Below are 22,299 nucleotides of genomic sequence, written 5' to 3'. Positions count from 1 at the left end.
CGTGCGGGCGCTCAGGCGGGCCGTGCCGGCGTTCAAGCGGGGCGTGCCGGCGCTCAGGCGCTTGAGCGGGGCGTTCAGGCGGGCGGGGCGTGGCGGGGCCAGGGGGCGGCCGCCTCCAGGTGGGCCGCCAGGGTCAGGAGCTGGGCCTCGCCGCCGGGGGCCGCGACGAGCTGCACGCCGATCGGCAGGCCGGTGGAGTGCCTGCCGTACGGAACGGTCATGGCGGGCCAGCCCGCCATGTTCCAGGCGGCGGTCGCGGGGGCGTAGGTCAGGTTCGCGCGGGCGTTGCCGAACAGGCCGCGACGGCCCCAGCGTTCCGCGCGCGGCGGGACCATCGCCAGCGTCGGGCTGACGAGCACGTCGGCGTCGCCGAACCACTGGTCGGCCTCGTGGGCGCGCCAGCGGTCGCGGCCCCGCGCGCCGTCCAGTCCGAGGGCGCCCAGGACCCGCCCGGTGCGGGCCAGGGCCCTCGTCCGCCGCTCAAGTCTGCGCCGGTCGAGTCCGGCCGCGTCCTCGCGTGCGAACGTGAACCAGGTGAACACCCCGGCGGTGCCGGTCCACAGGGGCATCCGGACGTCGTGCTCCACGACCGTGTGCCCGGCCTCGCCGAGAATGCGCGCGGCGCCGTGCACCGCCTCCTGGAACTCCCGGTCCACGGCGAACCCGGACGGCAGCGGCCGGGGCGCGACGGCGATCTTGAGCTTCACCGGCTCGGAGGTGGTCAGCCCGCCCGGGTAGTCGTCGATCGAGTCGCCCACCCGGAGGGACTCGGTCTCGCCGGGCGTGGTCAGGGACATGTCGCCGGCCATCACGGCCAGGGCGAGGGCGAGGTCGGCCACCGTCGTGGCGAGCGGGCCGTTCTCCGACATGCCGTGCCAGTCGGGTTCCGGCGGGGGGACCACCCCGAGGCCGGGCTTGATCGAGACGATCCCGCAGCAGGCGGCCGGGATGCGCAGCGAGCCGAGCCCGTCGGCGCCGTGGGCCAGCGGGACCATCCCCGACGCCACGGCCGCCGCGCTCCCGCCCGACGAGCCGCCGGAGGTGCGCTCGAGATCCCACGGGTTGCGGGTCACGCCGTACACGCTGTCGGAGAAACCCGCCAGGCACAGCTCCGGCACGTTGGTGATCCCGACGACCACCGCGCCCGCCTCCCGCAGCCGGGCCACCACGGGATGGTCCTCGGCCGCGGGCGTGTCCGGCGTGGCGGCCGATCCGCAGCGCATCGCCTCGCCCCGCACCGGCACGTTGTCCTTGACCGCGATCGGCACTCCGGCGAGCGGCAGCTCCGCGAGATCCTCCCGCTCCTGTACGGCGGCCGCCTCGGCGAGCGCCTCCTCCGCCCGGACCCTGCGGAACGCCCCCACGCTCCCGTCACGCCCGGCGATCGTGCGCAGATGCTCCTCGACGACAGCCGGGGCGGTGACCTTTCCCCGTCGCACGGCTTCGGCGATCTCGACTGCGGATCTTCCCACCCACGACATGCACCGAGTGTGGTCCCGCGGGCACGGCCGGGGGAAGTGCACTATGCCGCAATCGGGTCTCAATCGGGTGACGCGTCCGATGCGCCCTGCGGTGAGGCCCGGTCGGCGGGGTCCGGCGAGGTGTCGCCGGGCGCGCGCCGTACGACCGGGGAAGAGACGATTTTTCGCGATATCGCCGGTGGGGCAGGGCTTCCGGGCCGGCCGTACGGCTGTGACCTGGGACTTTCAAGTGAGGCGCAAGTGGGAGGCCTGATACTGAAACCATGTGGTTCCTCGACAAGACGGCTCGTCAGCTCCGTTCCAACCCCTCCCTGCTCACCTTCCGGCCCCCGGAGCCGGGACGGCTGGAGAGTCTGCTCCGCCAGTACGACCCCGAGTTCAAGGTCTCGGGTGACTGGTTCGTCGTGAGGGACACCCGGGTGCGCTGGATGGAGATCACCGAGAGCGCCGCCGCCAAGGCGGGCATCCCGGCCGACCGGAGAGGGGCGATCGTCGCCACCGGCGACAAGAACGCCTCCCGCTTCGTGCTCAACGCCCTGGCCAGCCGGATCGGCGGGGCCCTGTACCCGCCGGAGATCCAGGACGACTACGTCGACGTCCAGGTGAACCTGGGCGCCAAGCGCGGCGTGCTCGACTGCGAGGAGGTGGCCGGGCTGGTGCGCTCCGTCCTCGGCGAGCGGACCGTCCGGCACGACCACGACCTGGGCATGTGCTTCTTCGAGGGCGGGCCGGGCAGCGTCGTCAAGGCCTCCTACAGCTGGCCGACCTCCGACCTGACGGACGCCGAGGACCACGTGATCGATCTGGAGCTCGATGCCAAGGACCTGGCGGACCACCCCGGCCTGGAGCTCCTCTACCGCACCGCGGTCTCCCTCGCCGCCGCCCTCAACGCCACCGTCACCTCCTACGACATGCCCGTCACCCGCCTGGAGGACATCCTCCCCACCCAGGACCGCCTGCCCGCCTGACCTCCTCTCCCCGGGACTCGGCGGGCGTGGGCGCCGCAGGGTCAGCGGCGCGGGTTGGTACGGCGGGTCGCCGTGGCGGAGAGCGGGTCCTCGGGCCAGGGGTGCTTGGGGTAGCGGCCGCGCAGCTCCGCCCGGACCGCGCGGTACCCCTCGCGCCAGAAGGAGGCCAGATCGCCGGTGACGGCGGCCGGACGGCCCGCGGGGGAGAGCAGGTGGACCACCAGCGGCACCCCGGCGACGCTCGGAGCCTCGTCCCAGCCGAACAGCTCCTGCAGCTTGGCGGCGAGGACCGGCCGCTCGCCGGAGTAGTCGACCCTGATCCGCGACCCGCTCGGCACCTCGATCCGCTCCGGGGCGACCTCCTCCAGGCGGGCGCTCCACGGGACCAGCCGGAGCAGGGCCGCGGCCACGTCGATGCGCTCCAGGTCGGAGCGGCGGCGGACGCGGGACAGCTCGGGCTCCAGCCACAGGTCGGCGGCCTCGACGAGGGAGGCGTCGTCCACCGGACGCCAGGGCTCGCCGAGCGCGCGGTGGCAGAACGCCAGGCGTTCGCGCATGGCCGCGGCCTCGGGCGGCCAGCGCAGGACCGACAGGCCCTCGCTGCGCAGGCCGTCCAGGACGGCGGGCCTGACGCCGGCGTCGCGGAGCGGGGCGGAGGAGAGCTCGATCGCGCCCAGGCGCTCGACCCGGCGGGCCGAGACGTCGCCCTGCCGCTGCCCCGGCGGGACCCGCCAGGCGATCTCGTCGCCGGATCCGCGCAGCGGCGCGGCGGCGACCTCGGCGATCTCCTCGTCGATCACGACGGCCTGCGCGATCCGGGCCGTCGCCGACCCGGCGGGCCGGTCCGCGACCGCGACGGCCAGCCACTCGGCCGCGCCGAGCCGCGAGCCCGCGGGCAGCTCGGCGGCCGTTCCGGAGGCCATCAGGTAGGCGCCGCCGCGCCTGCGGGCCACGCGCTCGGGGTAGGCCAGGGCGACCACCATCCCGGCCAGGTGATCGTCGCTCCAGGCGCCGGCTGGGCCGCTGTTCCGGGTGCCGGCTGGGCCGCTGTTCCGGGAGCCGCCGGCGCCGCTCCGAGGGCCGCTCGACTCGCCGCCCTCCCGGGGCACGGCCCTGGCCAGGCGTTCGGCCTCCTGCCGCCAGCGGGCGGAGAAACCGTCGCGGCCCCGGCGGGCGGAACGCCAGACCGCCACGAGGTCGTCATCCGCGTCCCGGGGGAGCTGCTCGGACAGGAGCGCGACGACCTCGGCGGCGCGCGGGCCGATGTCGAGCAGGGCCCGGGCCAGCCGGGGGTGGACTCCGGCCGTCGCCATCCGCCGGCCCCGGTCGGTGACGACCGCGTCCGGCGTGTCCGGGGGGCCCGCCGAGACGTCCGGCGCGTCGGCGGCGGCACGGGGGCGAAGGGCGCCCAGGGCGTGCAGGGTACGGCGCGCGGCGGCCATCGCGGCGGGCGGCGGCGGATCGAGCAGGGCCAGGCCGGCGGCGGCGGGATCACCCCAGCAGGCGGCCTGCAGCGCGAAGCCGGTCAGGTCGGCGAGGGCGATCTCAGGCCGGGAATGCTCGGGGAGCCGGTCGTGCTCGGCCCGGGACCAGCACCGGTAGACGACGCCGGGAGCCTCGCGGCCCGCGCGCCCGGCCCGCTGCTCGGCGGAGGCCCGGGACGCGCGGACGGTGGTGAGCGAGCCGAGGCCGCGCGCGTGGTCGGTGCGCGGCTCGCGGGCCAGGCCGGAGTCGACCACGACCCGGACGCCGGGCACGGTCAGGCTCGACTCGGCGACCGAGGTCGACAGGATCACCCGCCGCGTCCGGCCGGGGGCCAGGACCGCGTCCTGGACGTGGGCGGGGGCCTGCCCGTGCACCTGGAGGACCTGGATTCCGCCCGGGACGTCCGCGCCGTGGGGAACGCCCGGACCACTCGCGTCCCCCGGACCGCCTGGATGGTCCGGGCCCGCGCTCAGGTCGAGTCCGCCGAGCATTCCGGCGACCCGGCCGATCTCGCCGACGCCGGGCAGGAAGCACAGCACGTCCCCTTCCCGCTCGGCCAGCGCCCGCCGTACGACGTCGGCGACGTGGGACAGGAACGCGGGATCGACCCGGAGGCCGTGCGGCGGCGCCGTGGGCCGGGACGGGGGCGCCCAGATCTCGGTGACGGGGTGCAGGGTGCCGGAGGCGTGGATGATCGGGGCCGGGCTCGCGCCGGCGCCGAGCAGGCGGGCCCACGGGACCGCGTCGGCGGTGGCGGATGTGGCGAGCAGCCGCAGGTCGGGGCGGAGCGTGGCGCGGACGTCGAGGAGGAAGGCCAGGGCGGTGTCGGCGTCCAGGTGGCGCTCGTGGCACTCGTCCAGCAGGACCGCGTCCACGCCGCCGAGCTCGGGGTCGCGCTGGAGCCGCTGGAGGAGGACTCCGGTGGTGACGACCTCGACGATCGTGTCCGGGCCCGCCCTGCGCTCGCCCCGGATCGAGAAGCCGGCCTCCGCGCCGACCCGCGACTCCAGCAGCCAGGCCATCCGCCGGGCCGCCGCCCGCACCGCCATCCGGCGCGGCTCGGCCACGATCACCTTCCGGGCCGGCGAGCCGTCGAGGAGCCCGGCCAGGGCGAGGGGGACCAGCGTGGTCTTACCGGTGCCCGGAGGGGCGGTGAGCACGGCGACGCCGTGCTCGTCCAGGGCGGAGAGCAACTGGGGGAGAACATGTCGGACGGGCAGCCCGGACCACTCGGAACGCACCCGACCAGTCTCTCCGAAGGCGTGAGCGGAGTGGTCAGAGGCTGAGGTCGCCGGTGAGGTAGTGCTGGACGGCAGGGGCGAGGGCGGCGGCTACCTGCTCCGCGCTGAGGGCGACCATCGGCTCCACGTGGAGCAGGTACCGGGTGAGCGCCACGCCGATCATCTGGGACGCCACCAGGGCGGCCCGGGTCTCGCCGTCGTCGCTGCCCAGGTGCTCGGCGAGCGGGCGGAGGACCTCGGCGACCATGAAGTCCTTGAGGATCTGCCCGGCGGCGGGGGTGGACGTCGCGGCCTGCACGACGGCGCGGAGGCGGGGGGCGGTCGCCGGGTCGTCCCACAGGGACAGGTAACGCCGGATCAGGCGCTCGCCCAGCTCGCCGGGGGGACCGGCGTCGATCACCTCGCGCAGCCGCCGCAGGGGCATGCCCGGCCCCCGGATCGCCGCGTCGAACAGGCCGTCCTTGGTGCCGAAGAAGTGCATGACCAGCGCCGGGTCCACCCCGGCCGCCGCGGCGACACCCCGGATCGTCGTCCCGCCGTATCCCTTCTCCTCGAACGCACCGAGCGCGGCCTCCAGGATCGCCTCCCGCGTCTGGGGGGACTCGCCGTTCCCGCGTCGCCGTCCGGAGCGCTTTGTCTGTTCCGTCACACCCCCTATTCAACCATGTTGAATTCGTCTACGTTGAATTCAACGCAGTTGAAGTCAACGGATGGTGAGAAAAATGCGAAAGATCATCGCGATGCTCGTGGCGGTGACCGCCGTGGGCATGCTCTTCGTCGGGTCGTTCCTCGGCGCCCTGCACCAGCCCGAGCCGCATGGGGTGCCCATCGCGGTCGTCGCGCCGGAGCCGGTGACGCAGCAGCTCCGGACGGCGCTGGACCGGCGCAGGCCCGGCGCCTTCGAGCTGGCCGGGTACCCGTCCGAGCAGGCCGCGCGCCAGGCGCTTCTCGACCGGGACGTCGAGGCGGTCCTCCTGCCGCAGGAGGGCAGGCTGGTGGTCGCCAGTGCGGGCGGGCGCACCGCCGCGACGGTCGTCACGCAGGCTTTCCAGTCCGCGGCACAGGCGCAGGGCCGGTCGCTGGCCGTGGAGGACGCCGTGCCGCTCCCGGCCGGTGACGCGGGCGGCATCTCGGGTCTGTTCTACGTGCTCAGCCTGGTCATCCCGGGCATCGCGCTGGCGGTCCTGCTCTTCCGGCTCGCTCCCGGGCTCGGCCTCGCCGCCCGCCTCGGCGTGCTGGCGGCGGGCGCCCTGGCGGCCGGTACGGCGAACGCCTGGCTGGCCGACGTCGTCCTCGGCGCGCTCCCCGGCGCCTTCGGCGGGCTGGTGGCCGTCTCCTCCGGGATCGTCCTGACCGTCGCCCTGGTCGCCGCCGGTCTGATGAAGGTCGTGGGCCCCGGCGGGGTCGGGCTGGCCGCCCTGCTGTTCATCCCGATCGGCCTGCCGGCCAGCGGTGGTCCGCTCGGCGCCCGGTTCATCCCCGAGTGGTACGCCGCGATCGGCCAGTTCCTGCCCGTCGGCCCCGGCGCCACCGCCGTCACCAACGTCGTGCACTTCGATGGGGCGGCGCTGGCCTGGCCGCTGGCCGTACTGGGCGGGTGGGCCCTGCTGGGGCTGGTCCTGCTGGCGCTCCCGGCGCGGCGCCCGGTGCGGCCGGTGGCGGCCGTGCCCGCCCGGGAGACCTCGGCGGTCTGACCTTGGAGATCGCGGGTGACGTGGAAGCCGCGGTCTGGGCGGCCACCGGATCCGGTGGCCGCCCAGACTGCCGGCGGTCGTCCGGTGTCGTGATTGGGCCTTGTTGACATGGGGGGACGGGGTTACCATCCGCGTAATTGTTAGGAAACTTTCCTATAAGAAAGAGTTTCCGCATGAGCCGAACACCCCCCATCCTGTTCGCCCTCACTCTCCTGGCGGCGCTGATCACCGCCGTCCCCGCCGAGGCCGCCGCCCGCCTGACCGCCGCGTTCACGCTGACCGGCAGCCAGGGCAAGTTCGTGGTGAGCAATCCCGGCAGCACCGCGGTCACCGGCTGGTCGATCACCTTCGATCTGCCGCCCGGGGTCACCGTCGGCAACCCCCAGCACGCCACCACCACCCAGACCGGGACGCGGGTCAAGCTGACCCCCGCGTTCTACATCAACACCGTGCGGGCGAACGGGAACACCGAACCGTACAGCCCCACCGTCACCCTCAGCTCGCCGGTCCAGCCGACGAGCTGCACGATCAACAACGCCGCCTGCGACGGGAGCGGCGACCCGCCGCCCCCGCCCGCGCCGGTCACCGCCACCTACACGGGCAGCGGGACGCGGGGCGGGTTCGTGGTAGCCAACAACACCACCACCGCGCTCAGCGGCTGGTCGATCACGTTCGACCTGCCCGCGGGGGTCACCGCGAGCGGGGCCCAGCACGCGACGCTGAGCCAGAGCGGCCGCCAGGTCACGCTCACCCCCGCGCACTACAACACCACCGTGCCCGCGGGCGGATCGACCGAGCCGTACAGCCCGGCCTTCACCCTCAGCGCGTCCGCCGAGCCGGAGAACTGCCGGATCAACGACGTCAGGTGCGACGGGTCGGCGGACACACCGCCCGCCGCGCCGGGGAACCTGCGCTCGCCGGTCAAGACCACGAAAACCGTCTCGCTGGCCTGGGACGCCTCGACCCCGGGCAGCCTGCCCGTCACCGGGTACGAGGTCTACAACGGCACCGCGCCCGCCGCCACGGTCACCGGGACGAGCACGACCCTCACCGGCCTCACCCCGGACACCGAGTACACCTTCACCGTGAAGGCCAAGGACCGCAAGGGGAACACCTCCCCGGCCAGCTCCGCGCTGAAGGTCAGGACCAACGACCCCGGCCAGGACCCCCAGCCGCCCACCGCGCCGACCGGGCTGCGCAGCACGGGCAAGGGCCCGTCGAGCGTCTCGCTCGCCTGGGGGGCCTCCACCGACAACACGGGCGTCGCCGGATACGACGTCTACATCGGCGAGACCCTGAAGACCACCGTGCCCGGCACCACGGCCACGGTCAACGGGCTCTCGCCGTCCACCGAGTACACCTTCACCGTGCGGGCCCGCGATCTGTACGACAACGTCTCACCGCCGAGCAACGAGCTGAAGGCGAGCACCGCCGACATCGTCGGCGACGGCTACGCCCGGGTCGGCTACTTCGTGCAGTGGGGCATCTACGGCCGCCAGTACTTCGTGCGCAATCTCGACACCACCGGGGCCGCGGCGAAACTGACCCACATCAACTACGCCTTCGGCAACGTCGACCCGGTCAATCTGACCTGCCTGCACGGGGTCACCAAGGGCACCTCGTCCAACCCGCAGGACCCCGACCAGGGGGACGGCGCGGGTGACGCGGACGCCGACTACGGCAGGCCGATGAGCGCGGCGCAGTCCGTGGACGGGGTCGGCGACACCGGCTGGGAGAAGCTGCGCGGCAACTACAACCAGCTCCGCAAGCTCAAGGCCAAGCACCCCCACCTGAAGGTGCTGATCTCCCTGGGCGGCTGGACCTACTCGAAGTACTTCTCCGACGTCGCCGCCACCGACGCCGCCCGGCGCAAGTTCGTCAGCTCCTGCATCGACATCTACATCAAGGGCAACCTGCCGGTGTACAACGGCGCGGGCGGACCGGGCACCGCCGCCGGGATCTTCGACGGCATCGACCTGGACTGGGAGTGGCCGGGGGCCGAGGGGCATCCGGGCAACCACGTCAGCACCGCCGACAAGCGGAACAACACGCTGTTGATCGCCGAGTTCCGCAGGCAGCTCGACGCGCTGACCGAGCAGACCGGCAAGCGCTACCAGCTCACCGCCTTCACCCCGGCGGACCCGGCCAAGATCGAGGCGGGCTGGGAGCTGGCCGAGGTCGCCAGGCACCTGGACATCTTCAACGTCCAGGGCTACGACTTCCACGGCTCGGGCAGCGACAACTCCTGGGAGCCGAACCGGACCGGCCACCAGGGCAACCTGTACGCCGACGCCGACGATCCGTACTCCTTCCACTTCAGCGTCGAGAACGCGGTCAAGGAGTATCTGGACGCCGGGGTGAACCCGAGGAAGATCACCATCGGCCTCGCCTACTACGGGCGGGGCTGGCAGGGGGTCGCCGACGGCGGCAAGCACGGCGAGTGGCAGTCGGCCACCGGCGCCGCCCCCGGCCAGTTCCAGGAGGAGGCGGGCACCCGCGGGTACGGCAACCTCGTGGCGAGCGTGCCGGGCTGCACCGTACGGCATGACGAGCAGGCGGTGGCCACCTACTGCTTCACCGGCAACGGCGGCCAGTGGTGGACCTTCGACGACACCTGGTCGATCGCCCGCAAGACCGCGTGGGTGCGCGAGAAGGGCCTGCTCGGCGTGATGATCTGGGAGATGTCCGGCGACACCGGCACCCTGACCACCGCCGTCGACACCGGCCTGAAGTGACCGGTTCCGTGTCCGCCCGCGCCCGGAGACGTCCGGGGGCGTCCGCGGGCGGACACGGTCCCCCTCCCCGCCGGGTCCTTCCGGCGGGGCAGGGACGATCAGCCCAGAAACCTCAGCACGGACTGCGGCGCCTGGTTGGCCTGGGCCGGGATCGAGGCGCCGGCCTGGGGGACGATCCGGTCGCGGACGGAGGTGGCCACCTGCCGGGCCGCGCCGGTGTCGCGGATACGGGACTCCGGCGCGGACAGGCCCTCGATCACCGCGTGCAGACTGGTGATCATGTGCTCGAAGCGGTTCCGGACGGCGCCGAGCCTCGCCCGGGTGTCCGACACCGTCTGGATGGCGGTGTCGACGAAGGTGATCGCGGCCTGGGCGGCGGCGGCGTTCAGGGCCTGGTCCTCCGGGTCGGTGGCGTCCACCAGGGAGGCCGGGCCCATGCTCAGTGAGGGGGCGCCGACACCCTCCCCGCCGCCGATCCGCCGGCCGGCGGCGCCGCCGACGTCGAGCGAGCCGGACGGGACGCCGTCCAGCGACGTGCCGGGGCTGGAGGCGACGGCGTAGATCCGGTCGAGTTCCCTTTTGAGCTGGACGAACTTCTTGTCCGCCGCCTGCTGGGCCCGGGGGTTCTGGAAAGCGCCGCCCGCGGCCTGGGTGGCCAGACCGCGCATGTGGTTCAGGACGGAATGCGCCTGGGCGAGCGCCGCCTCCACGGCCTGGATGGCGGAGATGCCGTCCTGGGCGCTGCGCACGACGGATCTGAGCTGGTCGGCCTCGGCGCGCGGGTTCTCGCCCGAGGACGGCTCCGCGACCCCGTCCACCGGGTCCGCAGAGTGCACCGAGTTCGCAGAATGCACTGAGTTCACAGAATGCACTGAGTTCGCAGAGTTCACCGGTCGGCCGGGACGGGGGTCGCCGGGCGGGGCCTCCGGCGGGGTCGCATGGCGGTCGTTCTCGGCGGGCGGACGCCGGTGGGCGTTCGTCATGCCGGTGCTCTGCTCGATGCGCAGGCCCATGATCTTCCTCCTTGGGAGGGCCGTGCGGTTCCATCCATGGTCCGCTCTGCCCCCCTATCGGAGGAGAGATGGGTGTGCTGAGGTTTCTTTTGGGGTTTTTTCTGGTTTCTTCTGAGCGAATGTCCTCAGGTGCCCGCCTCCGGCCGCGGTACGGCGGGCAGGGTGATGGTGAACGTGGAGCCGTGACCGAGGGCGCTGGTGGCGGTGAGGACGCCGCCGTGGGCCTCGACGATGCTCCTGGCGATGGTCAGGCCGAGGCCGATGCCCTGGACGGCGTGGTCGGTGGCCAGGCGGGTGCGGTAGAACCGGTCGAAGATCCGGGGCAGCTCCTCGTCGGTGATGCCGGTGCCGACGTCGGTGACCGCGATCGACACCCACCCGCCGCTCTCGGAGGTGCGCACCGTGATCGGCGTGCCGGGAGCGGAGAACTTGATCGCGTTGGAGAGCAGGGCGCGCAGGGCGCGGGAGGCGTGTTCGAGGTCCACGTTGACGAAGCCGGCCTCCACGTTGACGTCGAGGCGATGGCCGCGGTTCCGGATGATCTCCTCGACGGCCTGGACGGTCTGGCCGACGAGGTCGGCGACCGGGACCGGGGCGGGCTTGACGACCAGCTGGCTGGCTCCCATGGTGTTGACCGTGAGCAGGTCCTCCACCAGGTCCTGCAACCGCGTGGTGCTGCGGGACATGGTGCGCAGCATGCGGTCCTGGTGGGCGGGGACGGGGCCGGCGTCGCCGTTGGTGAGGACCTCCAGATAGCCGATGACGGTGGTCAGCGGGGTGCGCAGCTCGTGGGAGACGGTGTCGATGAAGTCGTTCTTGGCCTGGTCGAGCTCCTTGAGCCGGGCGACGTTGGCCTGCTCCTGCTCGTAGGCGGCGCGCAGGGCCTCCTCCGCGCGGCGGCGGTCGGTGATGTCGTGCAGGAACGCGTTGAACACCCACTGCCCGCCGTCGTTGATGGCCCAGCTCGCCAGCTCCACCGGGAACTCGCTGTGGTCGGACCGCCAGGCGGTGATCTCGAAGCGCTGGTTGAGCACCCTCGGCACCCCCGTGGAGAGGAACCGGACCAGCCCCTCCCGGTGGGCCTCCCGATAACGGGGCGGCACGATCGTCTCGGCCAGCTCCCGGCCGAGCGCCTGCTCGCGCGGGAGGCGGAACATGCGCTCGGCCGCGGCATTCCAGCCGACGATGCGCCCGGAGGCGTCCATCGCCACGAACGCCTCGACCGAGGTCTCGATCATCTGCTCCAGCCGGCGCCGGCCGGCCTCCACCGCCTCCCGGGCGCGCTGCCGGTCGACCACCCGCCCGAGCTGGTGTCCGAGGCTGGCCATCACCCGCAGCAGCGGGACGTTCGGCTGCATGACCCGGCGGGAGAAGAACTCCAGCACCGCCGCCATCCCGTCACCGGCCACGATCGGGAACGCGAAGGCGGCCCCGACCCCGAGGTCGAGCCCCTGCCGGACCCGGACGAAGGTCGGGTCACGGGTGACGTCGACGGACCAGACCGGCTCGCCGGTGGCCATGGCCCGGCCCACGATGCCCGCGTCGGGCGTGAAGACGGTGCGGGCGGTCACCTCGCGCAGGGCGTCGAAGTCCTCGATCGCGCCCACCCATACGCCCGAGGAGACGAACTCCCCCCCGCCGGGACCCGACGGCACGCACAGGTGTCCCAGCGGCCAGCCGGTCAGCTCGCACACCGCTTCCATCGTCGCCCGTGCCGCAGGCTCAAGCTCGCGCGCCGTGTTCGCCACCGCTGTGACGTTGTCCAGCAGCGCGACCAAGGCACGCTCACGATCCGTCTCGTGCACAGACCGCCTCCCTCGCCTGAAGCCCCGCCCCGGCGACGCCCCCTGGCGGCATCGGCCAGGGTAGCACTAACCGTGTGTGAACGATTCGTCACAGGATCGTTCCCTGGTGCGGCCTCGGTATGCAAGTGCTGCGCTGCTCCGTCACCTGGCCGGAGACGGCGGTAGCGATCCTGTCATGGCCATCGGGAGGAGGGGGAGGGAGATTAGGGGTTTCCGGCGGTGGGTTCGAGGACGCCGAAGCTCACCAAAGCGATGATGACGACGCCGAGGATGATCCGGTAGATCACGAAGCCGGTGAAGCGGTGGCTGCTGATGTACTTCAGGAACCAGGCGACCGCCGCGTAGCCGACGGCGAAGGAGATCACGGTGGCCAGGATGGTCGGCCCCCACGCCGGGGCCCCCTCCTCGCCGATGTCGAACAGCTGCAGGACGCCCGCGCCCAGCACGGCGGGGATGGCCAGCAGGAAGGAGTACTTCGCGGCCTCCTCGCGACGGTAGTCCAGCAGCAGGCCCGCGGTGATCGTGCCGCCGGAGCGGGAGACGCCGGGGATCAGGGCGAGGGACTGGGCCAGGCCGTACACGACCGAGTGCGGGAAGCTGAGGTGCTTGTCCAGCGTGAGCTTGGTGCGGGCGGTGCGGTCGGCGAACCACAGGATCAGGGCGAAGACGATGAGCGTGACGCCGATCAGGCGCAGGTCGCGGAAGACCGTCTCGATGCTGTCCTGGAAGAGCAGGCCGAGGATGAGGATCGGGAGCGTGCCGACGATCACGTACCAGCCCATCCGGGCGGCGTGGTGGCCGCGGAGCTCGGGCTTCCACAGGGCCCGGGTCCAGGTGGAGATGATCTCCCAGATCTCCTTGCGGAAATAGATCAGCACCGCCGCCTCGGTGCCGAGCTGGATCACCGCGGTGAACGCGGCGCCGGGGTCGTCCCAGCCGAAGAGCGCCGCCACCACCCGGATGTGGGCGCTGGAGGAGATCGGCAGGAACTCCGTCAGCCCCTGCAGGACCCCGAGGACAACCGCTTCGAACCAGCCGATCAACGTGGACACCTTCCGTCCCAGCGCTTGCGTGACCTACGCGAGGCTAGCGGAGTGATGGGACGCCCGTGACTCGGCCGTTCGGCCGGAGGCGCCGCCGGATCGGGAGCGTCGTGCGGCCGAGGTCGTCACCGGGCCGGCCCGTCGTCCGGGAGAGGCGTCGTCGGGTCGGGACCGTCACCCGGCGGGAGGCGTCACCCGCCCGCCTGGCCCCGGTCGAGCGGTCCCCACTCCTGGCATCCCTGGTCCTCGACGAGTTCACCGGCCTCCTTCATGACCGCCTCGTCGACGATGGCCACCACGTCGTCGCACCGGATGAGGGGCTCGTTGTCGGGGCCCCGGCCGACCTCCTCGCCGGACAGGACCCACGCCTTGACGCCGGGTCCGCGCTCGCGGCGGAGGTGGGAGTAGTCGTGCAGGCGCCGGGCGGCCCACAACCGGATCGGGCGCTCTTCCCACCACTCCTCGACGTCCAGCGGGTTGGCGGACAGCCCGGGCAGCTCGGCGCCGGTGAGGGAGTCCCGGCTGCCGCCGTTGGCACGGTCGCCGTCCAGGTCCCGGGACCACCGGATGAACAGTCCGCGCCGCTCGCCCAGCAGCGTCGCCAGCTCCCGCAGGCTGGTGATGACGGACGGCTCCGAGACCATGGTGTCCACCTCGCTTCCTGTCGGCGTACGATTCCCGGTTCCCGCGTATGACCAGCTCACACCCGACGGTGACCGGTTCGCGCGCGACGGCGGGCGGCTCACGTGCGACGGCGACCGGCTCGCACGCGACGGCGCGGCTCACGAGCTGGTACGGCTCGCGAGCCGCGCCGCCGCGGTGGCCGGCGCCGTCCCGGTGGGCTTACCGGTTCCCCTCCGCCGCCGAGATGTCGGCCAGGGCCGACTGGGAGTCGCGTTCGATCGCCAGGTCGCCCAGGCTGACGATGCCGACGGCGTGGTCGTTCTCGACCACCGGCATCCGGCGTACGGCCCGGGAGCGCATCAGCTGCACGACCTGTTCGAGGCTGGTGTCGGGCCCGACCGTCACGAGGTCGTCGCTGCACGCGTCCTGGACCGGGGTGTCGGGGCCCTTGTCCTCGGCCACGACGCGGACGGCGATGTCGCGGTCGGTCACGATCCCGCTGATCACGCCGTCGTTGGTGATGATCACCGCTCCGGTGTCCTGGTCACTCATGATCTTCGCGGCCACCGATACGGGCTGGCTCGCATCGATGGTCGCCGGGTTGGCCGTCATCACGTCGGCCACCGTCTTGGTCATGGAGTCCTCCTCTGCTCGTGTCGGGCACTCGTACCCCACCCGAAAAGGACAAACGGAACTACTTCCATGTTTTCCCGTCTGTTTTCCCAAAACATCTCAAATGGTGATAGATGGGTCAGTCCGGGTGTGGTGACTGCTGGTCGGGTGGGACGCCGCCCCCCTTGCCGCCTCCCCTGTTGCCCTTGTCCGTGCCGTGCGGGCGGCCCGCGCTCTTGCGCCTGCTGGAGGCCGACTGCGGGATGACGTTGTTGTCCTTGTCGGAGCTTCCTCCCCGCTCGGACCGCCGGAGCTCGGGCTGCTGTGGTTCAGGCATGGCGCCCTCCTGTTCTGCGATGAGTTCAGGACAGTTCCCCGGAGGTGCGCAAACGAACCGGAACTTAAGGTGTTTACCGTATGAAAACAGTCATCAGGGGCAGGAAGTGACCTATGACGATGCCAGAGGAGAGCAGCCCGAAAACCGATGACAACGACCCGCTCCTGGGCTCCGTCGCCGAGCAGGGGCAGGAGGGGGACCGGGAGGGGGAGTCCCCGGAGGAGGACGACCTCGAAGACCTGCAGTAGTCCCGCGGCGGCCCCGATCGAAGGATGAGAGATCCGGGGTCCGCCTCCGCGGGCGTGGACGGACGAGGGGTACGGAGTCACGCCTTCACAGGCGTGGACGGACGAGGGGTACGGCCGCGCCTCCGCGGGCGCGGCCGTACTCGCTGATCCTCCGGCCGTCGCCCTACTGCCGGGTGACCCTCACGTCGTCCACCCCGGCCTCGACCAGGGAGGCGCCGGAGGCGTCGGCCGCCTCGACGAGGATCCGGACGCTCTGCCCGGCGAAGGAGGAGACGTCCACCTCGGCCGCGCCCCAGGCGCCGTCCCGGTCGGTGGCCGCGCCGAGCTGCTGGAACACCTGGGTCGTGGTCGAGCCGACGACCTTCACGCGCAGGAAGTCGGCGCTGGAGGCGTTGGAGCCGTGCGCCAGGTACCAGGAGAAGCCGAGCTTGAGCGTGCCGGAGCTCGGCAGGGTGACCGGCGGCGACTGGATGCTGGTGACGCCGCCGTCGATGTCGTGTTCGCCCGCAGAAGCTCCCGCCAGGCGCCCGGTGACCAGGTCGTTGACGCCGCTGACCGTGGTGCCGAGCTGCTTGGCGCCGCTGGAGGTGGTGGCCGCCGGGTCGCCGCGCTCCCACTGGCCGGTCGTCGCGGTGTCGGTGCCGTTCGGGTTGGCCGTCCAGCCGGTCGCGGTCTCGAAGGTGTCCTGCCAGACGACCGTCGGCGGGGTCGCGGTCGCGATCGTCCACACCGCGTAGGCGATGGCGTCGGCGTTGCGGTCCAGCGCGGTGTCGTTGATGTTGGCCGAGGTGTCGCAGGACCGGTGGTAGCAGGGGTCGAACGCCTGCCCCGCCGTACCGCCCCACAGACTGGCCTGCGAACTGGACTTGATGCCCTCCGCGCCCGTGAAGGTGCCGCCGGCCGGGATGCCGACGGCGATGAACGGGCCGTAGTCGGAGCGGCCGTCGAAGTCGGTGCCCCGCGTCGGCACGCCGATCGAGGTGAAGTAGTCCTGCAGCGTCTTCTCCAGCTGGGCGGAGCCCGCCGGGCCGGGGCCCGAACCGGTGCCGTCGGAGTTGTCGCCGTCGTAGACGAAGTATCCGGCGTTGGGGGAGCCGACCATGTCGAAGTTCAGGTAACCCTTGATCCTCGCGCGTTCGGCGGCCGGGAGGTTGTTGACGTAGTACTGCGAGCCGCGCAGGCCCAGCTCCTCGGCGCCCCACCAGGCGAAACGCAGGTGCTTGTTCGGCGTGAGGTTCTGCCGGGCGACCTCCAGGGCGGTCTCCAGGATGGCCGCGCTGCCGGAGCCGTTGTCGTTGATGCCCGGACCGGCGGACACGCTGTCGAGGTGCGCGCCGACCATCAGGACGTCGTTCGGGTCGCCGCCGGGCCAGTCCGCGATGACGTTGTAGCCGGTCGCGCCGTTGTAGGTGAACGACTGCAGGGTGGTGGTGAACCCCGCGCCGTCCAGCAGGCCCTTGACGTAGTTGGCCGAGGCCAGGTAGCCGGGCCGGCCGTGGGCGCGGTTGCCGCCGTTGGCCGTCGCGATCGACTGGAACTGCGTCAGGTGGGCTTTGACGTTCGCCAGGGGGATGTCCGGCGGGGCCGCGGCCGACACCGCGGCCGATGTGAGAGTCAGGGGGATTGTCAGGATCGCTGACATCGCGATGGATCGGAGAATGCGCATGGACGCTCCTCGGGTGGGATACGGGGGGTGGGTCCCGAGAGCGGCGCGCGCCCCGGTCGGGGCGCGCGCCGTACAACGCGGTGGTGCGTGCGCGGCGACCTCCTCGGGTCGCCGCGCGGGGGTCAGACCGTGTGCGCGGCCCACGCCCGGATCGCGCGCGGGACCTTCACGGTCTTACTTGGCCGGCTCTCCGTGGTGGTGTCCCACGGAGGAGGAGGCGGCGGACTTCTTCGCCAGTGCGGCGGCGTCGCGGTCGGGGATGGTGGACAGGTCGTAGGCGAAGAACGCCGAGGTGTAGGCGACCGCCTTGGAGTTGCGCTCCAGCGCGGCGGCGTTGATGTTGGTGATCGTGTCGCACGCGGCGTGGTAGCAGGGGTCGAAGGCGATGCCCGCGGTGCCGCCGAACTTGGCGGCCTGCTCGGGCGTCTTGATGCCCTCGGCGCCGGTGAAGATGCCGCCGGACGGGATGCCGTTGGCGATGAACGCGCCGTAGTCCGAGCGGCCGTCGAAGTCGGTGCCCTCGTACGGCAGGCTGCGCTTGTCGTAGAACGCCTGCAGGCGCTTCTCGATCTCGGCGGAGCCAGCCGGGCCGGGGCCCGCGCCCTCGCCGTCGGAGTCGTCGCCGTCGTAGAGGAAGGTGGCGTCGTTGGGCGAGGCGACCATGTCGAAGTTCAGGTAGAGCCGGATCTTGTCCTTCTCCGCCTGGGAGAGCTCGGCCACGTACTGGTCGGACCCGAGCAGGCCCAGCTCCTCCGCGCCCCAGAAGGCGAAGCGCAGCTTGTACTTGGTCGGGACGTAGGCCATCTTCAGCGCGGTCTCCAGGACGGCCGCGGTGCCGGAGCCGTTGTCGTTGATGCCGGGACCCTCGGGGACGCTGTCCAGGTGGGCGCCGACCATCACGATCTCACCGCTCTTGCCCCAGCGGGAGTCGGCGATGAGGTTCTTGGTCTGGCCGACCGTGGTCTTGGCGTCCACCTTCAGGCGCACCGTCGTGCCCGCGGGCTCGGCCAGGTCCGTGCCGACGGCGAAGCTGGCGAACACGATCGGGATGCCGAAGCGCCACTCGCCGATGTCGAAGACGAACGGGTCGGTCCGGCCCGGCTGACCCTCGTTGAAGAAGATCACACCGGACGCGCCCGCCGCCTTGGCGTTGGTGGCCTTCTGGACGAACGGGCAGGTGCCGCGCTGGATCAGCGCGATCCGGCCGGCGACGAACCCGGTGAAGTCCTCGGGCTCGCAGCCCGCGGTGGAACTGGGGGTCGGCGTCGGCGGGAGGACCGGGTCGACCACCTGGATCTGCGCGGTGACGTCACCGGAGCCGGAGGACTGCACGGTCACGTAGTCGGTGGGGGTGACGTAGGTCTTGGCGTCCGGAGCGGTCTGCTCCAGGACCGGAGGGCTGAGCTCCTCCCAGCTGATCGGGAACTCCACGTCCGTGGTGGAGGTCCGGTACCCGGCCTTGCGCAGCTTGTCCTGCACGTAGGCGAGTGAGGCGTCGTAGCCGGGGGTGCCCGCGGCGCGGTTGCCGCCGTTGGCGGTGGCGATCTCCTGGAACTTCACCAGGTGCTTCTGGACGTTCTTGCCCTTGACCTGGTGGGCGACGGCGTTGGCCAGAACGTCCGGGATGTCGACCGTTGAGGCGCTCGCCGTCGGGGCGAAGGCGAGGGGGAGGGCGAGGGCCGTGGCGAGGGTGATGCCTCGGACCATGCCGCGTCGGAATCTCAGGCGCATAACGCTCCTCGGGAGTTTTGGGGGGTCCCCCATTCCGTACTAGGGCGGAACGTACCGTCATCAATCACCCTCGCCTAGGGTGTTCACCGCGAGGTGTGCGAATAGTTATGGAACGCCCGTCATGGCGGAGACCGTACGAACCGGAGAGGCAAGGGAGCCCGGCGGGCCGGAAGAGGGGCCGGGAGAATCGGCGGCCGTCCCGGCCGACCCTGACAGGGTTTTCTCAGGGATCTGAGGGGAACGTAAGTTTCTTCGCCCCTCGTTCTACCGGGTGAGAGACGACAATCCGGGAGAGAAGACATGCACCGTTCGAGAAACCACAAGATAATCGCCGGCGTCTGCGGTGGCATCGCGGAGAGCTTCGGCATGTCGCCCACGGTGGTCCGGGTCCTGTGGCTGCTGCTGTCGCTGATCCCCGGCCCCCTCTGGGTGGCCTACGTCCTGATGTGGATCATGATTCCGAAGGCGTCCGAGAGCCGCTACGTCGGAAACCGCTACGTGAAGTAAGGTCCCCGGCGGGCAGGGCGCCGCCCACCGCGGGCGGCGCCGCCCCGGCCGGGGCGGCGCTCCGGGCCGACGACGCCGCTCGGGGCCGCGCTCCGAGCCGACGACGCCGCCATAAGCTGGGGGCATGAGGCAACGCCCCCTGTCCCTGGTCCAGGACGATCTGGTCGACTACGACAAGGCCATGGAGCGCATGACCGAGCTCGTCGGAGAGCGGCAGCGCGACGAGCGGCCGGACACGCTCTGGCTGCTCGGCCATCCCCAGGTCTACACGGTCGGCAGGCGCACCCTGGAGCAGCACCTGCCCGACCCGTCCCACGGCATCCCCGTCGTGACCACCGGGCGCGGCGGCCAGCTCACCTACCACGGCCCCGGCCAGCTGGTCGGATACCTCATCGTCAAGCTCGGCGAGAACGAGGGGATCGTCGACTACGTGCGCGAGGTCGAGCTCCGGCTGGTCCGCGCCCTGTCCGCCCTCGGCCTCGCGGCCGAGCGCCGGGACACCCCGCCCGGCTCGGAACTGCTCACCGGCGTGTGGACGAGCGAGACCGGCCGGAAGATCGTCTCTATCGGCATGCGCCAGAGCCGGGGCGTCACCAGTCACGGGTTCGCCCTCAACGTCGACGGTGATCTGGCCCCGTGGGACTGGGCGGTGCCCTGCGGCATGCCCGAGGTGGACATGACCTCGCTCACCCGCGAGGGCGTCGCCGTCCCGATGGATCAGGTCCGGGCCGTGGTGGCGGAGTCCTTCGAAGCCGGCTGAGCGCTCCGTTCCGCCACGACCGCCACGACGCGCCGCCACCGACATGACCGCCACGACGCGCCGCCACCGACATGACCGTCACGACGATGACGGTCATGACGGCGGTCAGCCGCCGAACGCCGTGACGGCGGCCTGGCAGAAGGCCTTGAGGTCGTCCGGTTTGCGGCTGCTGACCAGGGTGTTCGGGCCGCCGGTGCAGACCCTGACCTCCTCGTCCACCCAGAGTGCGCCGGCGTTGCGCAGGTCCGTGGCCACGCTCGGCCAGGACGTCATCGTGCGGCCGCGCACGACGTCGGCCTCGATCAGGGTCCACGGGCCGTGGCAGATGACGGCGACCGGCTTGCCCGCATCGAAGAAGTCCTTGACGAACCGTACGGCCTGCTCCTGCGTGCGCAGGAAGTCAGGGCTGGCGACGCCGCCGGGCAGTACCAGCCCCTCGAAGTCCGCGACCGCGACCTGATCGACTGTGGCGTCCACCTCGAAGGTGTCGCCCCTGTCCAGGTGGTGGAAGGCCTGGACCCTTCCCGGCGCGGTGGAGATCAGGCGGGGTGTGCCGCCCGCCTCCTCGACGGCCTTCCAGGGTTCGGTGAGCTCGACCTGCTCGGCGCCCTCCGGTGCGACGAGGAAGGCGATCGGCTTGCCTTGAAGCATGTTTCCTCCTGCGGCGTTGCTGTCTGTGCTCCTGTCGTCCGGATGCCGGTCTGCCCGAGGGCGGGCGATCTATGCGGCTATACCCCCCGGGGGTTGCAATGCGCGCGCCGATGTGGCATCTTATGGGCGTGGAGATACCCCATAGGGGTATCTGACGGGAGGAGGGAAGATGAACGGCGCGACCAAGGCGGGTGCGTACGTGCTCGGACTCGCGGTGGTGTTCGGCGGGGCCCTGGGGGTCGGCAGGCTCGTCGGGCCGATCGGAGACGCCGTGGCCGAGACCTCTCATGACACGGGCCACGTGTCCGCCGGGCCGGCGAAGGCCGGAGAGTCCGGGCAGAGCGCCGCGGTTCCCGGCGGGCTCCAGATCTCGGCGGGCGGATACACCCTGACGCCCCGGACCGACGTCGTCGAACCGGGCGAGACCGTGGACTTCCGCTTCACGGTGACCGGCCCCGACGGCCGCCCGGTGACCCGCTTCAGTGTGGAGCACGAGAAGAAGCTGCACTTCATCGTGGTCCGCCGGGACATGTCCGGGTTCCAGCACCTGCATCCGGAGCTGAAGGACGGCGGGGTCTGGTCGGTCCCGCTGACCCTGCCCGCGGCGGGTGAATACCGCGCCTTCGCCGACTTCGCCCCCGAGGGGGCGAGCGGGATGACGCTCGGCATGGACCTGTCGGCCCCCGGCGACTACCGTCCCGAGCCGCCGGCCGCCCCCGTCCGCACCGCCGCCGTGGACGGCTACACGGTCACGCTGGCCGGAGACCTCGCTCCCGGCCGGACGAGCAAGCTCACGCTCTCGGTGAGCAGGGACGGCAAGCCGGTCACCGACCTGGAGCCCTACCTCGGCGCGTACGGCCACCTGGTCGCGCTGCGCGACGGGGACCTCGCCTACCTGCACGTGCACCCCGACGGCGAGCCCGGTGACGGGCGGACCGCCCCGGGCCCCGCGATCACCTTCTTCGCCGAGGCGCCCAGCCCGGGGGCCTACCGGCTGTTCCTCGACTTCAAGCACGGCGGCGCCGTACGGACCGCGGAGTTCACCGTGACCGCGGGAGGGGCGGCCGTCCCGGCCCCCGAGAGCACTCCCGGCGTGAAGGAGAGCCCTTCCCGTGAGAAGGCTCCGGCGGAGAAGGACGCTCCGGAGGCTTCGCACAACCCCGACGACCACAGTCACTGAGGGAAAATACCCTACGGGGGTTATGTTCTCGCGGCGGAGGACCCGCGGACCGGGTCGCGTCCACCGAGAGAACGATCATCCAGCACGACCCATCCAGCACAACCCGTCCGGCAGGGCCCGTCGCCAGGGCCCGGGACAGTTCAGAGAAAGGGCGAGAGCCATGACCGTCACCACCTACCGCGTCGAGGGCATGACCTGCGGCCACTGCGTCAGCTCGGTCACCGCCGAGGTGGGCAGGATCGAGGGCGTGACCGCGGTGAACGTCGACCTGACCGCCAAGCTGGTCACCGTGACCAGCGGCGCCGCCCTCGACGACAGCGCCGTGGGCGCCGCGGTGGACGAGGCGGGCTACGAGCTCGCCGGCCGCGTCGGGACCCAGGACGACACGGCCGAGGCCGAGGCGGCGGGTTCCTGCTGCGGCTCGGGCTGCTGCTCCTGATCCCCGCCCCTCCAGCCCGTCGTCCCGTCCACCGGCCCTGATCCCGCCTCCCCTGGGAGCCACGCGCTCCCGCGAGAGG

At 72.1% G+C, this 22,299-nt stretch carries 20 protein-coding genes; 8 read left to right on the top strand and 12 right to left on the bottom strand.

Features of this window, described 5'->3' with window-relative positions; genetic code table 11:
- Nucleotides 1-74 precede the first annotated feature (74 nt).
- Entirely contained in the window at nucleotides 75-1,439 is a 1,365-nt protein-coding gene (locus Plo01_RS12540; RefSeq protein ID WP_239316197.1) for an amidase, read from the bottom strand.
- A 305-nt stretch (nucleotides 1,440-1,744) separates the two neighbouring features.
- On the opposite strand from Plo01_RS12540, the gene Plo01_RS12535 reads away from it, so the two are divergent.
- Complete coding sequence (locus Plo01_RS12535) at nucleotides 1,745-2,449, top strand: hypothetical protein (protein WP_203890708.1); 705 nt, start codon at nucleotides 1,745-1,747, stop codon at nucleotides 2,447-2,449.
- Between the two features lie 41 nt (nucleotides 2,450-2,490).
- Here Plo01_RS12535 and Plo01_RS12530 read toward each other — a convergent pair whose 3' ends face one another.
- Nucleotides 2,491-5,175: an ATP-dependent RNA helicase gene (locus tag Plo01_RS12530; protein WP_203890707.1), complete on the bottom strand. Its 2,685-nt coding sequence runs from the start codon at nucleotides 5,173-5,175 to the stop codon at nucleotides 2,491-2,493.
- A 34-nt stretch (nucleotides 5,176-5,209) separates the two neighbouring features.
- Nucleotides 5,210-5,824, bottom strand: coding sequence for a TetR/AcrR family transcriptional regulator (locus Plo01_RS12525; RefSeq protein WP_203890706.1), 615 nt, complete (start codon nucleotides 5,822-5,824; stop codon nucleotides 5,210-5,212).
- A 73-nt stretch (nucleotides 5,825-5,897) separates the two neighbouring features.
- On the opposite strand from Plo01_RS12525, the gene Plo01_RS12520 reads away from it, so the two are divergent.
- Nucleotides 5,898-6,869 carry a hypothetical protein gene (locus Plo01_RS12520; RefSeq protein WP_203890705.1) on the top strand — a complete coding sequence of 324 codons (972 nt, stop codon included), beginning with the start codon at nucleotides 5,898-5,900 and terminating at the stop codon, nucleotides 6,867-6,869.
- A gap of 173 nt (nucleotides 6,870-7,042) precedes the next feature.
- A complete protein-coding gene (locus Plo01_RS12515) occupies nucleotides 7,043-9,604 on the top strand; it encodes a glycosyl hydrolase family 18 protein (RefSeq protein WP_203890704.1) in 2,562 nt (853 codons plus the stop codon).
- A gap of 98 nt (nucleotides 9,605-9,702) precedes the next feature.
- On the opposite strand, the gene Plo01_RS12510 is transcribed toward Plo01_RS12515, so the two are convergent.
- The 6 genes from Plo01_RS12510 to Plo01_RS12485 all read right to left on the bottom strand — a co-directional run bounded on the left by Plo01_RS12510 (nucleotide 9,703) and on the right by Plo01_RS12485 (nucleotide 15,038).
- The gene (locus Plo01_RS12510; protein WP_203890703.1) at nucleotides 9,703-10,440 is read right to left on the bottom strand and encodes a flagellin; all 738 of its coding nucleotides are present in this window, start codon (nucleotides 10,438-10,440) and stop codon (nucleotides 9,703-9,705) included.
- A gap of 302 nt (nucleotides 10,441-10,742) precedes the next feature.
- Nucleotides 10,743-12,422 (bottom strand): ATP-binding protein, encoded by a 1,680-nt coding sequence (locus Plo01_RS12505; protein ID WP_203890702.1) that lies wholly within the window; start codon nucleotides 12,420-12,422, stop codon nucleotides 10,743-10,745.
- 203 nt (nucleotides 12,423-12,625) lie between these two features.
- Nucleotides 12,626-13,474, bottom strand: coding sequence for an undecaprenyl-diphosphate phosphatase (locus Plo01_RS12500; protein ID WP_203890701.1), 849 nt, complete (start codon nucleotides 13,472-13,474; stop codon nucleotides 12,626-12,628).
- A gap of 182 nt (nucleotides 13,475-13,656) precedes the next feature.
- Nucleotides 13,657-14,109 carry a DUF6098 family protein gene (locus Plo01_RS12495; RefSeq protein ID WP_239316263.1) on the bottom strand — a complete coding sequence of 151 codons (453 nt, stop codon included), beginning with the start codon at nucleotides 14,107-14,109 and terminating at the stop codon, nucleotides 13,657-13,659.
- A 199-nt stretch (nucleotides 14,110-14,308) separates the two neighbouring features.
- On the bottom strand, nucleotides 14,309-14,725 hold the full coding sequence (locus Plo01_RS12490) for a CBS domain-containing protein (protein WP_203890699.1): 417 nt from the start codon (nucleotides 14,723-14,725) through the stop codon (nucleotides 14,309-14,311).
- Between the two features lie 115 nt (nucleotides 14,726-14,840).
- Nucleotides 14,841-15,038: a hypothetical protein gene (locus Plo01_RS12485; protein WP_203890698.1), complete on the bottom strand. Its 198-nt coding sequence runs from the start codon at nucleotides 15,036-15,038 to the stop codon at nucleotides 14,841-14,843.
- A gap of 113 nt (nucleotides 15,039-15,151) precedes the next feature.
- On the opposite strand from Plo01_RS12485, the gene Plo01_RS40935 reads away from it, so the two are divergent.
- Entirely contained in the window at nucleotides 15,152-15,286 is a 135-nt protein-coding gene (locus tag Plo01_RS40935) for a hypothetical protein (RefSeq protein ID WP_275415379.1), read from the top strand.
- A gap of 163 nt (nucleotides 15,287-15,449) precedes the next feature.
- Here the strand turns inward: Plo01_RS40935 and Plo01_RS12480 are convergent, their stop codons facing one another.
- A complete protein-coding gene (locus Plo01_RS12480; RefSeq protein ID WP_203890697.1) occupies nucleotides 15,450-16,952 on the bottom strand; it encodes a M28 family metallopeptidase in 1,503 nt (500 codons plus the stop codon).
- A 174-nt stretch (nucleotides 16,953-17,126) separates the two neighbouring features.
- On the bottom strand, nucleotides 17,127-18,683 hold the full coding sequence (locus Plo01_RS12475) for a M28 family metallopeptidase (RefSeq protein ID WP_239316195.1): 1,557 nt from the start codon (nucleotides 18,681-18,683) through the stop codon (nucleotides 17,127-17,129).
- A gap of 300 nt (nucleotides 18,684-18,983) precedes the next feature.
- Here Plo01_RS12475 and Plo01_RS12470 point away from each other — a divergent pair, with 300 nt between their 5' ends.
- Together Plo01_RS12470 and lipB are read left to right on the top strand one after the other, a co-directional pair.
- On the top strand, nucleotides 18,984-19,190 hold the full coding sequence (locus Plo01_RS12470) for a PspC domain-containing protein (RefSeq protein WP_203890696.1): 207 nt from the start codon (nucleotides 18,984-18,986) through the stop codon (nucleotides 19,188-19,190).
- 124 nt (nucleotides 19,191-19,314) lie between these two features.
- Nucleotides 19,315-19,950, top strand: a complete 636-nt coding sequence (gene lipB, locus Plo01_RS12465) for a lipoyl(octanoyl) transferase LipB (RefSeq protein ID WP_203890695.1) — start codon at nucleotides 19,315-19,317, stop codon at nucleotides 19,948-19,950.
- 105 nt (nucleotides 19,951-20,055) lie between these two features.
- Here the strand turns inward: lipB and Plo01_RS12460 are convergent, their stop codons facing one another.
- Complete coding sequence (locus Plo01_RS12460) at nucleotides 20,056-20,601, bottom strand: type 1 glutamine amidotransferase domain-containing protein (RefSeq protein ID WP_203890694.1); 546 nt, start codon at nucleotides 20,599-20,601, stop codon at nucleotides 20,056-20,058.
- Nucleotides 20,602-20,770: 169 nt separating this feature from the next.
- Between Plo01_RS12460 and Plo01_RS12455 the strand changes: the two genes are divergently transcribed.
- Both Plo01_RS12455 and Plo01_RS12450 read left to right on the top strand, forming a co-directional pair.
- On the top strand, nucleotides 20,771-21,781 hold the full coding sequence (locus tag Plo01_RS12455) for a DUF8832 domain-containing protein (RefSeq protein ID WP_239316193.1): 1,011 nt from the start codon (nucleotides 20,771-20,773) through the stop codon (nucleotides 21,779-21,781).
- Nucleotides 21,782-21,941: 160 nt separating this feature from the next.
- Entirely contained in the window at nucleotides 21,942-22,220 is a 279-nt protein-coding gene (locus Plo01_RS12450) for a heavy-metal-associated domain-containing protein (RefSeq protein WP_203890693.1), read from the top strand.
- Nucleotides 22,221-22,299: the final 79 nt, after the last annotated feature.

Origin of the sequence: Planobispora longispora, assembly GCF_016863135.1 — a bacterium.
Lineage (GTDB): Bacteria > Actinomycetota > Actinomycetes > Streptosporangiales > Streptosporangiaceae > Planobispora > Planobispora longispora.
Note: the sequence above shows the minus strand (reverse complement) of the source record. Positions and strands in the feature narration are given on the sequence as shown.

Bases quoted from the DNA above. Each gene is read 5' to 3' on its own strand.
- Plo01_RS12475 (WP_239316195.1), bottom strand. From the start codon at position 18,683: ATGCGCCTGAGATTCCGACGCGGCATGGTCCGAGGCATCACCCTCGCC.
- Plo01_RS12460 (WP_203890694.1), bottom strand. From the start codon at position 20,601: ATGCTTCAAGGCAAGCCGATCGCCTTCCTCGTCGCACCGGAGGGCGCC.
- Plo01_RS12455 (WP_239316193.1), top strand. From the start codon at position 20,771: ATGAACGGCGCGACCAAGGCGGGTGCGTACGTGCTCGGACTCGCGGTG.
- Plo01_RS12520 (WP_203890705.1), top strand. From the start codon at position 5,898: ATGCGAAAGATCATCGCGATGCTCGTGGCGGTGACCGCCGTGGGCATG.
- Plo01_RS12490 (WP_203890699.1), bottom strand. From the start codon at position 14,725: ATGACCAAGACGGTGGCCGACGTGATGACGGCCAACCCGGCGACCATC.
- Plo01_RS12515 (WP_203890704.1), top strand. From the start codon at position 7,043: ATGAGCCGAACACCCCCCATCCTGTTCGCCCTCACTCTCCTGGCGGCG.
- Plo01_RS40935 (WP_275415379.1), top strand. From the start codon at position 15,152: ATGACGATGCCAGAGGAGAGCAGCCCGAAAACCGATGACAACGACCCG.
- Plo01_RS12485 (WP_203890698.1), bottom strand. From the start codon at position 15,038: ATGCCTGAACCACAGCAGCCCGAGCTCCGGCGGTCCGAGCGGGGAGGA.
- Plo01_RS12535 (WP_203890708.1), top strand. From the start codon at position 1,745: ATGTGGTTCCTCGACAAGACGGCTCGTCAGCTCCGTTCCAACCCCTCC.
- Plo01_RS12480 (WP_203890697.1), bottom strand. From the start codon at position 16,952: ATGCGCATTCTCCGATCCATCGCGATGTCAGCGATCCTGACAATCCCC.
- Plo01_RS12470 (WP_203890696.1), top strand. From the start codon at position 18,984: ATGCACCGTTCGAGAAACCACAAGATAATCGCCGGCGTCTGCGGTGGC.
- Plo01_RS12450 (WP_203890693.1), top strand. From the start codon at position 21,942: ATGACCGTCACCACCTACCGCGTCGAGGGCATGACCTGCGGCCACTGC.
- Plo01_RS12495 (WP_239316263.1), bottom strand. From the start codon at position 14,109: ATGGTCTCGGAGCCGTCCGTCATCACCAGCCTGCGGGAGCTGGCGACG.
- lipB (WP_203890695.1), top strand. From the start codon at position 19,315: ATGAGGCAACGCCCCCTGTCCCTGGTCCAGGACGATCTGGTCGACTAC.